12 protein-coding genes are annotated in these 14,642 nt (G+C 73.3%); 2 read left to right on the forward strand and 10 right to left on the reverse strand.

What is annotated here, in order from left to right; genetic code table 11:
- Positions 1-45 precede the first annotated feature (45 nt).
- From LNW71_RS06170 to rimP, 10 genes are all read right to left on the reverse strand, one after another.
- Positions 46-1,152: an XdhC family protein gene (locus tag LNW71_RS06170; protein ID WP_250967315.1), complete on the reverse strand. Its 1,107-nt coding sequence runs from the start codon at positions 1,150-1,152 to the stop codon at positions 46-48.
- Positions 1,153-1,289: 137 nt separating this feature from the next.
- Positions 1,290-2,243 carry a bifunctional riboflavin kinase/FAD synthetase gene (locus LNW71_RS06175; protein ID WP_250967316.1) on the reverse strand — a complete coding sequence of 318 codons (954 nt, stop codon included), beginning with the start codon at positions 2,241-2,243 and terminating at the stop codon, positions 1,290-1,292.
- Between the two features lie 43 nt (positions 2,244-2,286).
- Positions 2,287-6,048: a serine protease gene (locus tag LNW71_RS06180; protein ID WP_250967317.1), complete on the reverse strand. Its 3,762-nt coding sequence runs from the start codon at positions 6,046-6,048 to the stop codon at positions 2,287-2,289.
- 196 nt (positions 6,049-6,244) lie between these two features.
- Positions 6,245-7,201: a tRNA pseudouridine(55) synthase TruB gene (gene truB / locus LNW71_RS06185; protein WP_250967318.1), complete on the reverse strand. Its 957-nt coding sequence runs from the start codon at positions 7,199-7,201 to the stop codon at positions 6,245-6,247.
- The gene (rbfA, locus tag LNW71_RS06190; RefSeq protein ID WP_250967319.1) at positions 7,198-7,650 is read right to left on the reverse strand and encodes a 30S ribosome-binding factor RbfA; all 453 of its coding nucleotides are present in this window, start codon (positions 7,648-7,650) and stop codon (positions 7,198-7,200) included. The genes truB and rbfA overlap by 4 nt, the downstream gene beginning before the upstream one ends.
- 24 nt (positions 7,651-7,674) lie before the next feature.
- The gene (locus LNW71_RS06195; RefSeq protein WP_024494414.1) at positions 7,675-7,971 is read right to left on the reverse strand and encodes a DUF503 domain-containing protein; all 297 of its coding nucleotides are present in this window, start codon (positions 7,969-7,971) and stop codon (positions 7,675-7,677) included.
- Between the two features lie 137 nt (positions 7,972-8,108).
- Positions 8,109-11,264: a translation initiation factor IF-2 gene (gene infB, locus LNW71_RS06200; protein ID WP_250967320.1), complete on the reverse strand. Its 3,156-nt coding sequence runs from the start codon at positions 11,262-11,264 to the stop codon at positions 8,109-8,111.
- A gap of 148 nt (positions 11,265-11,412) precedes the next feature.
- A complete protein-coding gene (locus tag LNW71_RS06205) occupies positions 11,413-11,691 on the reverse strand; it encodes a YlxR family protein (RefSeq protein WP_250967321.1) in 279 nt (92 codons plus the stop codon).
- 158 nt (positions 11,692-11,849) lie between these two features.
- Complete coding sequence (gene nusA / locus LNW71_RS06210; protein ID WP_250967322.1) at positions 11,850-12,890, reverse strand: transcription termination factor NusA; 1,041 nt, start codon at positions 12,888-12,890, stop codon at positions 11,850-11,852.
- Positions 12,891-12,892: 2 nt separating this feature from the next.
- Positions 12,893-13,390: a ribosome maturation factor RimP gene (rimP, locus tag LNW71_RS06215; RefSeq protein ID WP_250967323.1), complete on the reverse strand. Its 498-nt coding sequence runs from the start codon at positions 13,388-13,390 to the stop codon at positions 12,893-12,895.
- Positions 13,391-13,569: 179 nt separating this feature from the next.
- Here rimP and LNW71_RS06220 point away from each other — a divergent pair, with 179 nt between their 5' ends.
- A complete protein-coding gene (locus LNW71_RS06220) occupies positions 13,570-14,097 on the forward strand; it encodes a hypothetical protein (protein WP_250967324.1) in 528 nt (175 codons plus the stop codon).
- Positions 14,094-14,618, forward strand: coding sequence for a DUF4439 domain-containing protein (locus LNW71_RS06225; protein WP_250967325.1), 525 nt, complete (start codon positions 14,094-14,096; stop codon positions 14,616-14,618). Before LNW71_RS06220 ends, LNW71_RS06225 begins: the two co-directional genes overlap by 4 nt.
- Positions 14,619-14,642 lie beyond the last annotated feature (24 nt).

Below are 14,642 nucleotides of genomic sequence, written 5' to 3' on the forward strand. Positions count from 1 at the left end.
AGGTCCGGGGTTCCGGGCCTGCCCAGCACCGTGCTGGGGCGCGCGCTACTGCTGGTGGTGGTGGATCGTCCCCGACAGCTCGCCGAGCGGCCGCCCCGTGCCGCCCCACCGGTGCTGGATGATCTCCGCGGCGATCGAGACGGCCGTCTCCTCCGGGGTCCGGGCGCCGAGGTCGAGCCCGACGGGTGAGGCGAGCCGCGCCAGGTCGGAGTCGTCCACCCCTTCCTCCCGCAGCCGTGCGATCCGGTCGAGATGGGTGCGTCTGCTCCCCATCACGCCGATGTACGCGGCCGGGGTCGCCAACGCGGCGACCAGCAGCGGGACATCGAACTTCGGGTCGTGCGTCAGGACGCAGAGCACCGTGCGCCCGTCGATCTCCGTGTCCGACAGATAGGTGTGCGGCCAGGCGCAGACGACCTCGTCGGCGGTGGGGAACCGTTCGCGGGTCGCGAAGGCCGGACGGGCGTCGCACACGGTGACCCGGTAGCCGAGGAAGGACCCGATGCGCGCGGTCGCGGCCGCGTGGTCGATGGCGCCGAAGACGAGCATGCGGGGCGGCGGGGCGTACGTCTGGATGAAGACGGACACGTCCTGCATCCGGCGCTCCCCGCGCACCCCGTACCACTGCCGGCCGGTCGCGCCCTGGGCGAGCAGGCCGCGGGCGTCGTCGGTGACGGCGGCGTCGAGTCCCTCGTTGCCGAGCGAGCCCTGTGCGCCGTCGGCCCGGACCACCAGCCGGGCACCGGCCGCCGCGGCGTCCGGAAGTACGGTGGCCACGGCGACGGGCTCGCCGCGCGTGATCGAGTCGGTGACCGGGCCGAGCCATGCGCGGTCGGCCGCGGCGGCGAACGGCACGACGAGCACATCGATCGTGCCGCCGCAGGTCAGCCCGACGCCGAACGCCTCGTCGTCGCTGATCCCGTACGACTGCAGCTGCGGGCTCCCGGACGCGAGCACCTCGCCCGCCACCTCGTAGACCGCACCTTCGACGCAGCCCCCGGACACGCTTCCCGCGACCGCCCCGTCGGCGGTCACGGCCATCGCGGCGCCGGGTGCCCGCGGAGCGCTGCCCCGGACGGAGACCACGGTAGCCAGGGCGAACGGCGTACCGGCCTCACGCCAGGCCCGCAGCTCGGAGAGCAGTTCACGCACGGTACGGGCCTCCTCCGGCCCGGCTCACCCGGCCAGGCAGGCCCCACCATAAGTGAGCCCAGGGGCCGAAACGCTGAGCGCTGCGGCCTGTGCGCGAGGTCCCGCCGCATGGACGCACGGCGCCACGGCCCGGCGGCTCAGCCCCGGTCGTACGCCGAGATCAGCTCGCTGCACCGCTTCACATCGGCGGCCATCGCCACCAGCAGGTCGTCGATCGAGTCGAACTTCAGCATCCCGCGTACGTAGGCGAGGAAGTCCACCGCGACGTGCAGGCCGTACAGATCGAGGCCGACCCGGTCGATGGCGTACGCCTCCACCGTCCGCTCGGTGCCGTCGAACTGCGGGTTCGTGCCGACCGAGATCGCGGCGGGCATCGCCTCGCCGTCGACGTGCAGCCAGCCCGCGTAGACGCCGTCGGCCGGAATCGCGGTGTGCGGCAGCGTCTCGACGTTGGCGGTGGGGAAGCCGAGCTCGCGGCCGCGCTGCGCACCGCGGACGACGATGCCCTCGACACGGTGCGGGCGGCCCAGGATCTCGGCGGCGCCGGCCATGTCACCCTCGGCGACGAGGCGCCGGGTGAGGGTGGAGGAGAACGGCTCGCCGCCGCCCGCCTCACCACGCACCCGCAGGTCGATGACCTCGACGCGGTAGTCGTAGGTGGCGCCGCACTCGGTGAGCAGCTGCACGTTCCCCGCGGCCTTGTGGCCGAAGCGGAAGTTGGGGCCCTCGATGACCAGCTGCGCGTGCAGCTTGTCCACGAGCACCTTCACGATGAAGTCGGCCGGGGCGAGCTTCGAGAACTCGGTGGTGAACGGCAGGATCAGCACCGCGTCCACGCCGAGTTCCGCCATCAGCTCGGCACGGCGGTGGTGCGGGGCGAGCAGCGGCGGGTGGCTGCCGGGCCGGACGACCTCGCTGGGGTGCGGGTCGAAGGTGACCACGACCGACGGCACCCCCAGCTCGCGGGCCCGCTCGACGGCCCGGCCGATGATCAGCTGGTGTCCGCGGTGCACCCCGTCGTAGGAGCCGATGGTGACGACGCTGCGTCCCCAGTCCTGGGGGATGTCCTCCAAGCCACGCCAGCGCTGCACTCTGACCGCTCCTCGCCCGAACCTGTGTACGTGGGTTTGTCTCTTACGCAGGTCTAAGACTGCCATGCTCACGCCCTGCGGCCTGCATCGGCATGGGCATCGGGGTCCCGAGGGCCCCCACCGTCCGCCGTGCGCTCGGGCCGACGACCGCCGCCCACTCCTGCGGGGCGTCCGCCAGCCACCCGGTGACCAGGTCGGCGAATCCGGGCACGTCACGGGCGAGTTCGACCAGCCGGCGGTCGAACCGGCCGGCTCCTTCGGGGGTGCGGACGAGCAGCATCCCGGTGCGGTGGACCAGGGCCCGGGTGCGGGCCCCGGAGCGCCCCGCACAGCCGGTGGCGGCTGCCCGCAGCAGCGCGTCCAGCACGAGGGGGTCCCGGTGCGCGCCACCCTGCTCGAACTCCAGCAGCACCTCCAGCAGTTCGTCCCGCAGCGGCTGTGAGGCCGGGCTGCCGGGCGAGGCCAGCACCCCGGCGAGCGCACCCCGGACCGGAGCGGCCACGGGACGGTCCCGGAGCAGCCCGGTCAGCAGGGGGAGCAGCAGCGCACGGGCGGCGGGCCCGTGCTCCAGCCTGCGGTCGAGGTACGCGGCGGTGTGCACCGTGTCCTCGGGGTGGCTGTCGGTGTACGCCCGTACGAGACCGGCGGCGTGCAGGGCCAGCGCGGGGGCGTCGATCCCGGCGAGGGCGCGCAGCACCTCGCCCGCCCCGTCGCCGGGCCGCGCGAGGCGGTCGCGGTATGCGGCCAGTACCGGCCCCGGATGGGTGGGCAGGGCTACGGCGAGGGCGGCCGGGGACAACCGTGGCCCGTCGGCGGCGAAGGCTTTCAGCGCCAGGGGCAGACAGCGCTCGCGGGACCGTGGATCGGCCACCAGGCGGGCGAGTGCCGCGCCGTGCAGGTCGGTGTCCTCGGGGCGGGCCAGCAGGGCGAGGGCGGCGCGGCGCAGCAGGGCACGGTCGGCGTCGCGAGTGAGGTGCGGTGCGACGGCCGCGCCGTACGCGGCGGCCGCGATCCGCCGGGGGCGGCGGTCCTCGCGCGCCCACCGTTCGACGGCCCGGCACAGCGCGGAGGGTTCGTCCTCGGCCAGCGCGGCGAGCAGTTCCTCGGCGCGGGGGTGGTCGGTCGAGACGAGCGCGTCGGTCAGGTCGTCCACGGCGAGGTCGCGGCGGGCGTACAGGAGGGCCTGCGCGGCCGCCGCCACGGTCGGCCGGATTCCCGCTCCCTCCTCGGCGGCGAGCGGGCGCTCGTCGGTGAACCAGGCGCACAGGAGCGGCTGGAGGATGCGCGGCCGGTCGGCGAGCCGCTGGGCCACGGCGTCCAGGAAGCGTCCGTCATCGGCGTCGTCCTCGCCGCGCGGTGGTCCGTCGGCGGGGACGAGCCGCCGCAGCAGATCCATCCGGTCCGCCTCGGGCAGGCTCAGCCGCCGCCAGAACCACGGCCCGAACTCGGCGTACGCCCCCCGCGGGCCGGAGCCGCCGGCCTCGGCGGAACTGCGGACGATGCGCCCGGCGAGCAGCCGGAGCACGCCGAGGTGCGGGCGGGCGTCGGGCACCCGCAGCAGCGTCTCGGAGAGCAGATGGACAGCCCACCAGCGGGCATCCAGCGGCGGGCAGCCGTCGCCGGCGGGCGGCGGTGCGGCGGGGGCGCCGCCGGAGCCGGGGCCGGTCGCGGCCTCCGGCCCTGCCGTGGCCGCAGGGCCGGCTTGGGGCGCGGTCCGTCCTGGGCTGCGCACCGCCGCGTCGTCCCGTCCCGCCGTCAGCCGGTCCAGCGCCTCGATCAGGTCGGCCAGCCGGTGGGCCAGCGCGGCGGGGCCCTGCCGGCGGCCCAGGACCAGGAGCGCCTGGATCACCGGGCCGATCCGGTGGCGGGGCACGGGCAGGGCGCGCGGCTCCGCGTCCTCGGCTCCCGGGGCGGAAGGGGACGCGGTCTCGTGCCCGGCGGCCGCATCCGGCCGGCGGGGGTGCGGCACCCGCCCGTCGCCCTCCGCCACGGCGGCCGGGGCGTGCCAACGGTGCACCAGTGCCCGCAGCGCCGCGTCCAGGTCCAGATGCGCGCCCTGGACCCAGTCCCCCAGCTCCTCGTGCGCGAAGCGGTAGCCCGCTCCCGCCGGGACCAGCAGCCCCTCGGTGAGCACCGCCGACGCCCAGCCCGTGCGCCAGGGGAAGATCTCCTCGAACGCGGCCCGGTCCAGCTCGCCCTGTCCCGGTCCCAGACAGCGCCGGGCCGCCTCATGGACCTGGCCCGCCACCTGTGCCGCCAGCCGCCGCACCGCCGTGCCCCGGGGCGCCGGACGGTACTGGGCGGCGATCCGGACCGCGATGCGCAGGCACATCAGGTCCAGGTGCGCGCCGAAGACCTCCTCCGTGCCGGGGCGCCCGTATGTGTCCGGTGGCAGCGCCTGGCGTACCTCCGCGAGCAGCCGCAGGGTGAGCGGGTGCCGGTCGTGGCCGGGGGCGAGCGCGTCGGGCGGGAGGGCGTAGCCCTCCCGGGCCCGGTCGGCCTGCCCCGCGGTGAGGTCGTCGATGCGCAGGGCGGACGGCAGCCGCCGGGCGGGCCTGGCCGGGCGGTGCAGCGCTCCCGGCGGGCAGAGCGCACCGGCGGTCTCCCAGTGTTCGGGGCGGCAGGCGACGACGAGCCGTGCCCCGTTCTCCCGCAGCCAGCCGACCGTGCCGGCGCTCCACCGGGCCAGCCGGTGGGCCAGGACGGGCGGCATCTCCTCCGGCCCGTCCAGCAGGACGAGCAGCGGGCTGCCGGCGTCCGCGGCCAGCCGCGCCACCCGCTCGGCGGTGACGGCCGTCATGTCGCCGCACGCCCCCGCGGCGGTGACGATGCGCCCGGCCTGCCGGAGCGTGCGGGCCATCGCGTCGGCGAGGGAGGTGTCGTCGGCCAGCAGGTCGGCGCCGCGCACCCACAGGGTGAGCGCGGGCACCGGGCCGCGGGCCCGGCGCGCGGCGAGCGCGGCGAGTTCGGTGGTGCGGCCGGTGCCCGGCTCGCCGACGAGGCCGAGCACCACCGCGGGCTCCCCGGTGGCCGCGGCCGTCCGGCCGGCCGCGGCGAAGGCGCTGAACTCCGCGGTGGCCTCCGGCCGCTCCACCGGGTCGGGCCACGCGCTCGGGCCGGCCGCCGAGCCGACGGACATGGCGGTGAGCTGGAGCGCGCCGGCCGGGTTCAGATCGCGGCCGTAGCCGGGGACGCTCATCGCGTTGCGCCGCAGCAGGGCGCCCAGCGGTCCTTGGTCCCCCGTCCCGGCCAGCGGCACCGCGCACGCGGCAGCGGCATGTCCGGCCCGCAGGGAGGGGCCCAGCACCGCGATGACCGCGCCGCTGTCCGGGTCGAGGACCGGCCCGCCCACGGCCGCGCCGCCGAGCCTGAGCGCATCGCTGCCGTCCGTGCCGAGTGCCAGTTCCAGCGCCCGGCCGATCGTGTGGGTGCGGCCGCGGGAGGTGTACGTCACCGGGACAGGACCCAGCACCCGCGCCTCGCGCCAGCCGTGCGCCGCGATCGTCACGTACGTACCGGGGTCGAGCCGCTCCCGCCGGACGATCGGCAGCGGCTGCACGCCCAGCGCGTCCGGCCCGTTGGTGGGGACGAGCGCGAGGTCGAGCTCGGGCAGGGCGGTGATGTCATCGGCCTCGACGCGGCAGCTGCGGCCGTCCGTGCCGTGCAGGACGAGGTGGGCGACACCGTCGACCGCCTCATGACTGGTCACCACAGTGCCCCGGTCGTCCGCGACGAACCCGGTCCCCCGCGGCCGGCCGGCCGGATCGCACAGTCGTACCAGCGTCGCCCGGTCCCCGCATCCCATGATCCGACGTTAGGTCGGCGGTGATCGGCGAAGTGCTCTCAGAGCGAAAGCGCCCCCGTATGCACCCCTGATTCACTCCGAGCGCCTGCCCATTGGGGTGAATCAGAGGCGTTCGGTGGACAGGAAAGGGTGGGGGGTCGTGGAGCGGGCGCAGGGGGGCCTGCCCGCTCCACGACGCAGGTCCGTGGGGCGTTGCTCAGCCGAAGACGGCGAGGCTCTTGGCCTTGCCCTTCTGCTCCTCGACGAGGACCAGGAACCGGCCGTCGGGGTCGAAGACCGCGACCGGCCCGGGCGGGTAGGCGGGCATGTCCAGCCGCACCCCGTTCAGCAGCAGCTTGGCCCGCCGCTCGTCGACGTCCCAGCGCGGGAACGCCGAAGCGGCGGCGTCGGCCATCGGCATCACGGCCAGCTCTTCCTGATGCTGGTCCAGCGTCCTCGCCCCGTCGATGCCGTACGGACCGACGCGGGTGCGCCGCAGGGCGGTCAGGTGACCGCCCACACCGAGCCCGGCGCCGAGGTCACGGGCGATGGCCCGGATGTACGTACCGGAGGAGCAGACCACCGAGACGACCAGGTCGACCACCGGGGTGCCGTCCTCGGCGACTGCCTCGCGGACGTCGTAGACGCGGAAGGACGAGATGGTCACCGGACGGGCCGGGATCTCGAACTCCTCGCCCCCGCGCACCCGCGCGTAGGACCGCTTGCCGTCGATCTTGATGGCGCTGACCTTGGACGGCACCTGCATGATGGCGCCGGTCAGTGCGGCGACACCGGCGTCGATGCCCTCGCGGGTCACACCGGAGGCGTCGGTGGACGAGGTGATCTCGCCCTCCGCGTCGTCCGTGACGGTGTCCTGGCCGAGCCGGATGGTACCGAGGTACTCCTTCTCGGTCAGCGCGAGATGGCCGAGGAGCTTGGTGGCCTTCTCGACGCCGAGCACGAGCACGCCCGTCGCCATCGGGTCCAGCGTGCCGGCATGGCCGACGCGGCGGGTCCGGGCGATGCCGCGCATCTTGGCGACGACGTCGTGCGAGGTGAAGCCGGACGGCTTGTCGACGATGACCAGGCCGCTCTCCCGTGGCCCGGCGCCACCCCTGCCCGGGGTCGCTGCGCTCCCGCGCCCTTCCCCGGGCGTCCTGTTCTGCGATGTCATTCGGAGGCGGTGTCCTCGTCGTTCTCGTCCTCCGGCTTGCGGTACGGGTCCGCGTCGCCCGCGTACGTGGCGCCCGATGACGCCTCGCGCACCTTGGCGTCGGAGGCACGTGCCCGGTCGAGCAGCTCCTCGATCGCCTTGGCGTTCTCGGGCAGCGCGTCCGCGATGAAGGCGAGCGTGGGGGTGAACTTCGTCCCCGCCGCCGCGCCGACCGCCGAGCGCAGGATGCCCTTGGCGCTCTCCAGGCCGGCTGCCGCGCTCGCCCGCTCCTCGTCGTCCCCGTAGACCGTGTAGAAGACCGTGGCCTCCCGCAGGTCGCCGGTGACCCTGGTGTCCGTGATGGTCACGTGCGTACCCAGGCGCGGGTCCTTGATTCCACGCTGCAGTTTCTCGGCGACCACCTCCTGGATGAGGTCCGCCAGCTTCTTAGCCCGCGCGTTGTCGGCCACTGGTCCGTCTCCTTCTCGCCTTGCTCAATCGTCTTCGTCGCTGTGCAGCCGCCGCCGTACGGACAGCAGCTCCACTTCCGGCCGGCCGGCGATCAACCGCTCGCACCGGTCCAGCACGTCCGTGAGATGCCCGGTGTCCCCGGAGACCACGGCGAGGCCGATCTCGGCCCTGCGATGGAGGTCCTGGTCGCCCGTCTCCGCCACGCTCACCGCGTACTTGCGCTGGAGCTCGGCAACGATCGGACGGACCACGGAGCGCTTCTCCTTCAGCGACCGTACGTCGCCGAGAAGCAGATCGAAGGACAGTGTCCCCACATACATGTATGTCCGGATGTCCCGCCGGTTCGGGTTCGTGCCCTGCCGGTGATTGGCAGGGACACAAGAACCGTACACGGAACGGCCGGGGCCGATCGACGGAAATACCACCCGTCGACCGGCCCCGACTGTTGAGGTACGGGTCAGCCTCGCGGCTTCTCGCGCATCTCGTACGTCGCGATGACGTCGTCGATCTTGATGTCGTTGAAGTTTCCGAGGTTGATACCGCCCTCGTAGCCTTCGCGGATCTCGGTGACGTCGTCCTTGAAGCGGCGCAGACCGGAGATGTTGAGGCTCTCCGCGATGACCTTGCCATCACGCAGCAGGCGCGCCTTGGTGTTGCGCTTGACCTCGCCGGACCTGACCAGCACACCGGCGATGTTGCCCAGCTTGGACGAGCGGAAGATCTCGCGGATCTCCGCCGTACCGAGCTCGACCTCTTCGTACTCCGGCTTGAGCATGCCCTTGAGAGCCGCTTCGATCTCTTCGATCGCCTGGTAGATGACCGAGTAGTACCGGACGTCCACACCTTCGCGGTCGGCCATCTGCGCGGCACGCCCTGCGGCGCGCACGTTGAAGCCGATCACGATGGCGTCGGAGCCGGTCGCCAGGTTGATGTCCGACTCGGTGACCGCACCCACACCGCGGTGCAGGACCCGGATGTCGACCTCTTCACCGACGTCGAGCTGGAGCAGCGAGGCCTCGAGAGCCTCCACCGAACCGGACGCGTCGCCCTTGATGATGAGGTTGAGCTCCTGGACCAGACCGGCCTTGAGCGCCTCGTCCAGGTTCTCCAGGGAGAACCGGACACCCTTGCGGGCGAAGTTGGCGTTGCGCTCACGAGCGGCACGCTTCTCGGCGATCTGACGGGCCGTACGGTCCTCGTCGACGACCAGGAAGTTGTCGCCGGCACCCGGGACGTTGGTGAGACCCAGCACGAGGACGGGGGTCGAGGGACCCGCTTCCTCGACGTTCTCGCCCTTGTCGTCGAGCATCGCGCGGACTCGGCCGTACGCGTCGCCGACAACCACCGTGTCGCCGATGCGCAGCGTGCCGCGCTGGACCAGGACGGTCGAGACGGCACCGCGGCCACGGTCGAGGTGGGACTCGATCGCAATACCCTGAGCGTCCTGCTCCGGGTTGGCCCGCAGGTCCAGCGAGGCGTCGGCGGTGAGGACGACGGCCTCCAGAAGAGCCTCGATGTTGAGGCCCTGCTTGGCGGAGATGTCGACGAACATCGTGTCGCCGCCGTACTCCTCGGCCACCAGACCGAACTCGGTGAGCTGACCGCGCACCTTGACCGGGTCGGCACCCTCGACGTCGATCTTGTTGACCGCGACCACGATCGGCACGTCAGCCGCCTTGGCGTGGTTCAGCGCCTCGATCGTCTGCGGCATCACACCGTCGTTCGCCGCGACCACGAGGATCGCGATGTCGGTCGACTTCGCACCACGTGCACGCATGGCGGTGAACGCCTCGTGACCCGGGGTGTCGATGAAGGTGATCCTGCGGTCCTCGCCGTTGACCTCGGCGCCGACCTGGTACGCACCGATGTGCTGCGTGATACCGCCGGCCTCGCCCGCAACGACGTTCGTCTTGCGGATCGCGTCCAGCAGCCGGGTCTTACCGTGGTCGACGTGACCCATGACGGTCACGACCGGCGGACGGGAGACCAGGGCCTCTTCGCCGCCCTCGTCCTCGCCGAACTCGATGTCGAAGGACTCGAGCAGCTCGCGGTCCTCCTCCTCGGGGCTGACGATCTCCAGGACGAAGTTCATCTCGTCCGCGAGCATCTTCAGCGTCTCGTCGGGGACGGACTGCGTGGCAGTGACCATCTCGCCGAGGTTCATCATCACGCCGACGAGCGACGCCGGGTTGGCGTTGATCTTCTCGGCGAAGTCGGTGAGCGAAGCACCGCGCGACAGCCGGACAGCCTGTCCGTTGCCACGGGGCAGCATGACGCCGCCCACCGACGGGGCCTGCATCGACTCGTATTCCTGGCGCCTCTGCCGCTTCGACTTGCGGCCACGACGCGCGGGACCGCCGGGACGGCCGAAGGCGCCCTGCGTGCCACCACGGGCACCGGGGCCACCGGGACGTCCACCGAAGCCGGGACGACCGCCGAAGCCGCCGCCACCACCCGGACGACCGGGAGCGCCACCGCCGCCACCGGGACGACCGGCGAAACCGCCGCCACCGCCACCGGGACCGGCCGGACGGCCTGCGAAACCGCCGCCACCGGGACGGCCTGCGCCGCCACCGCCGCCGCCGGGACGACCGCCGCCGCCACCGGGACCACGGCCACCGCCGGGGCCACCACCGGGACGCGGGCCGGCAGCGGGACGCTGCGGCATCATGCCCGGGTTCGGACGGTTACCACCGCCGGCGCCGGGGGCGCCGCCGGGACGAGGAGCCTGCGGGCGCGGCATGCCGCCCGGAGACGGACGTGCGCCGCCCTGGCCCTGCGGGCGCGGGGCGCCGCCGGGGCCGCCCTGCGGACGCGGGGCGCCGGGGCGCTCCGAGCCGCCACCGGGGCGCGGGGCGCCGCCGGGACGGGGCGACTGCGGACGGGCCATGCCCGTCGAGCCACCGGAGGTGAACGGGTTGTTGCCCGGACGGGGACCCGCCGGACGTGCGCCGGGGCGCGGGGCGCCCTGGCCTGCGGGACGCGCCGGACGGTCGCCGCCACGGGCACCGTCGCGCTCGCCACCGCGGCCGCCGTCACGCTGGGCGCCTTCGCGGCCGCCGTCACGCTGGCCGCCGGCCGGAGCCGGACGGGCCGGGCTGCTGGCGGGACGCGGTCCCGGGGTGGCACCCGCGGGACGCGGGGCCTGCTGCTGCTGCGGCGCGGCCGGCTGTGCCGGGGCCGGAGCCGAGAACTCGGCTGCGGGCACCGGGGTCACCGGGGCGGGCTTCGCGGGGGCCGGCTTGGGGCCCGGACGCGGGCCCGCGGACGGCGCGGAAGCCGCAGCGGGGGTGCTGGTCTCCGGGGCCTCGGCAGCGGCCGGCTTGGCAGCCGGTACGCCGGGCTTCGGGGCAGCGGGACGTGCCGCAGCCGCCGGGGAGGGCGCTGCGGGCTTCACGGGGGCGGCCTTGCGGGGCGCGCCAGGCTTTGCAGCGGACTTGCCGGCGTTGCCACCGGGACCCTGCAGTGCGTCAGTCAACTTGCGTACAACCGGCGCCTCGATCGTCGAGGACGCCGAACGTACGAATTCACCAAGTTCTTGGAGCTTGGCCATGACGACCTTGCTCTCAACACCGAACTCCTTGGCGAGTTCGTATACCCGGACCTTAGCCACTTCGCTCCTTTTAGGTCCGGGTTACCGCCGGACCGTCGCTACTTCATGGGCGTACTCATCGCGTACTCATCGAGTGCTCATCGCAATCTCGACCTACTTCCAACTCGCGAGGTACCTGACCGCACGGGGACCCGTGCCGTTCGTTTTCCTACGGTGTCACCCGCTCGACGAACCGCTGCACCGCAGCGGGGTCGAACGGCCCCTTGGCCTTGAAGGCCCGGGGGAATGCCCGGCGGCGAACCGCCAGGTCGAGACAGACAGATGCGGGGTGTACATATGCACCCCGGCCGGGCAGCGTACCGCGAGGATCAGGGACGCATGCGTCCCCTTCCGCCACGATGCGCAGCAGCTCGCTCTTGGCCGCTCGCTCCCGGCATCCCACACAGGTTCGTTCAGGGCAAGCGCGGGCGTGCGTCCGGCCAGACACGTTTAAGTCTACCTCCCCGTATCGACCTCACCCGTTTGGGGTAACAATCGAACGGATGTTGTCGTGATCTCAGCGGCATGCCGACGAGATCTCTGCCATTCCAGCCTGCCGGACCGGGCCGCCACGCGCTCGGATCTGCGCCGCGGCCCGTCGCGGATTCAGCCCCGCTCGGAACGCTCCCGGGCCCGCTCGGCCCGCTCGCGGTCGGCGACGTCGCGCTCGGCGTCGGTCTCGGTGTCGGGCCGGATGTCGATGCGCCAGCCGGTGAGACGGGCGGCGAGACGGGCGTTCTGCCCCTCCTTGCCGATCGCCAGCGACAGCTGGTAGTCGGGCACGGTGACCCGCGCGGAGCGCGCCCCGAGGTCCACGACCTCGACCTCGCTCACCCGCGCCGGCGACAGCGCGTTGGCGACCATCTCGGCCGGGTCGTCCGACCAGTCGACGATGTCGATCTTCTCGCCGAGCAGCTCCGCCATGACATTGCGCACACGGCCGCCCATCGGGCCGATGCAGGCGCCCTTGGCGTTGAGGCCGGAACGGGTGGAGCGGACCGCGATCTTGGTGCGGTGGCCGGCCTCACGGGCGATCGCGCAGATCTCGACGGAACCGTCGGCGATCTCCGGGACCTCCAGCGCGAAGAGCTTCTTCACCAGGTTGGGGTGGGTCCGCGACAGCGTCACCGACGGACCGCGCACACCCTTGGCCACCCGTACGACGTACGTACGCAGCCGCAGGCCGTGGGTGTAGTCCTCGCCGGGCACCTGCTCCTGCACCGGCAGGATGGCCTCCAGCTTGCCGATGTCGACCAGGACGTTCTTCGGGTCCTTGCCCTGCTGGACGACGCCGGTGACGACATCGCCCTCGTGGCCCGCGTACTCGCCGAACGTCCGGTCGTCCTCGGCGTCGCGCAGCCGCTGCAGGATGACCTGCTTGGCGGTGGTCGCGGCGATCCGGCCGAAGCCTGACGGGGTGTCGTCGAACTCCTTGGGCTCCTGGCCCTCCTCGAGGTCGGCCGGGTCCTCCTTCGCCCACACCGTCACGTGGCCACGCTCGTCCAGCTCCACGCGCGCCCGGCGGTGGCTGCCGTCGGTGCGGTGGTACGCGATGAGGAGGGCCGACTCGATCGCCTCGACGAGCACGTCGAACGGGATCTCCTTGTCCTGCGCCAAGCCCTTCAGAAGCTTCACATCGATGTCCACGGCTACGCCTCCTCTTCCTTCTTGTCCTTGCGGTTGAATTCCAGCTCGACGCGCGCCTTGGTGATCTCGTCGAAGGCGATCCGGCGGGACGTGGGCTTGCGGCCCTTGACGCCCGGCACCTCGAGATCGAGGCCCTCGTCGTCGACCGCGAGGATGCGGGCCACCAGCTCGCCGCCCTCGCGCAGCTGGAGTCTGGCCAGACGGCCGGTGGCGCGTACGTAGTGGCGGTGTTCCGTCAGCGGGCGGTCGGCACCGGGCGAGCTGACCTCCAGGACGTACTCGTCCTCGCCCATCACGTCGCTCTCGTCGAGCTTCGCGGAGATCGCCCGGCTCAGTTCCGCACAGGTGTCGAGCTCCACGCCCTCTTCGGAGTCCACGATGATCCGCAGCACCCGGCGACGGCCGGCCCGGGACACTTCGATCTCTTCCAGATCCAGCTGCTCGGCGCTGACGAGCGGTTCGACCAGCCCGCGCAGCCTGTCGCTCTGGGTGGTGCTCATCCGGGTGACTCCTCGGCCGCGTGTGCTGTTGTGGGGATCGTCGCGTGTCAGGTCAAAGGGTATCCGGTCCCAAGGGGTGTTGCCGTCCGCCGGCCCCGTGGGCACGGGGGTACGCTCGCCATCGGTGATCACTTCCGGACACATCCGGTCAAGACAGGTCCAGGCCCGAAGGAGAACAAGTGCGGCGCACGGGGACGACGCGCAGGGGTGCGCTCACCGCTACCGGAGCGATCGCCCTGGGGGCGGCAGTGGCCGGCTGCACCAGCGGCGCCGACGACCAGGCCGGAAGCCGGAAGGGTTCCCCGCGGACCGCGGCAGACCGGGCGTCGGCGGACCTGACGGACAAGTCACTCCGGACGAGTGCCCTGCACACGAGCGGAGCGCTGCTCGCGCAGTACGAACACGTGCTCCGGGCCTACCCGTCGACCGCGGCCGGCCTCAGCCCGCTGCGCGACGCGGTCCGCGCCCGCACGAAGGCCCTCTCGCCGGGAACGGGCGAGCACCTCGGCCTCGTCCGGTCGAGGGCCGACGGCCCCGCAGCAGCCGTCAGGGAACTGGCCGCCTCGGAGCGCAGCGCCGCGGACGCCCACACCGCGGCACTGCTCAAGGCGCCCCCGGAGCTCGCCCGGCTGCTCGCCTCGCTCGCCGCGGCCGCTTCGGCCCACGCCTATCTGCTGACCGAACTGGCCAAGGAGACAACGGCATGAGCGACGGGACACTCGACGCGGCGCAGGCGGCGCTGGCCGCGGAACACGCGGCGGTGTACGGGTACGGGGTGGCGGGCGGCCGGGTGGCCGCGGGCCGCCGGGCCGAGGCCACCGCCGCCCACCACGCCCACCGGGCCCGCCGCGACACGCTGGTGCGGACGGTGCGCGACCTGGGCGGTGAGCCGGTGGCGGCGGAGCCCGCGTACGCTCTGCCGTTCGCGGTGCCGGGCCCGGCCGCTGCGGTGCGGCTCGCCGCCGTGCTGGAGGACCGGGTCGCGGATGTCTACTCCGACCTCGTACGGGCCGCCGAAGGGCCGTTGCGGCGAGCGGCCGCGGACGCCCTGCGGGAGGCCGCGGTGCGTGCGGTCCGCTGGCGTGGCAGCGGCGTACCCTTTCCCGGGCTCGCCGAGCGGGCCGCCGACGGATCGCTCAAGGACGGTGCCGGTGAGGCGGACGGGACGACGGGGGCCGACGCGAAGGTCGGGTCCGATGCGAAGGCCGGGACCGGCGCGACGCACTGAAGAAGGCTCTGAAAGGGAACACGG

The organism is Streptomyces sp. RKAG290, from assembly GCF_023701695.1.
Classification (GTDB): domain Bacteria; phylum Actinomycetota; class Actinomycetes; order Streptomycetales; family Streptomycetaceae; genus Streptomyces.

Excerpts from the sequence above, each read along its gene's own strand:
- LNW71_RS06180 (WP_250967317.1), bottom strand. The coding sequence starts at position 6,048 with ATGGGATGCGGGGACCGGGCGACGCTGGTACGACTGTGCGATCCGGCC.
- truB (WP_250967318.1), bottom strand. The coding sequence starts at position 7,201 with ATGACATCGCAGAACAGGACGCCCGGGGAAGGGCGCGGGAGCGCAGCG.
- LNW71_RS06195 (WP_024494414.1), bottom strand. The coding sequence starts at position 7,971 with ATGTATGTGGGGACACTGTCCTTCGATCTGCTTCTCGGCGACGTACGG.
- rimP (WP_250967323.1), bottom strand. The coding sequence starts at position 13,390 with ATGAGCACCACCCAGAGCGACAGGCTGCGCGGGCTGGTCGAACCGCTC.
- LNW71_RS06225 (WP_250967325.1), top strand. The coding sequence starts at position 14,094 with ATGAGCGACGGGACACTCGACGCGGCGCAGGCGGCGCTGGCCGCGGAA.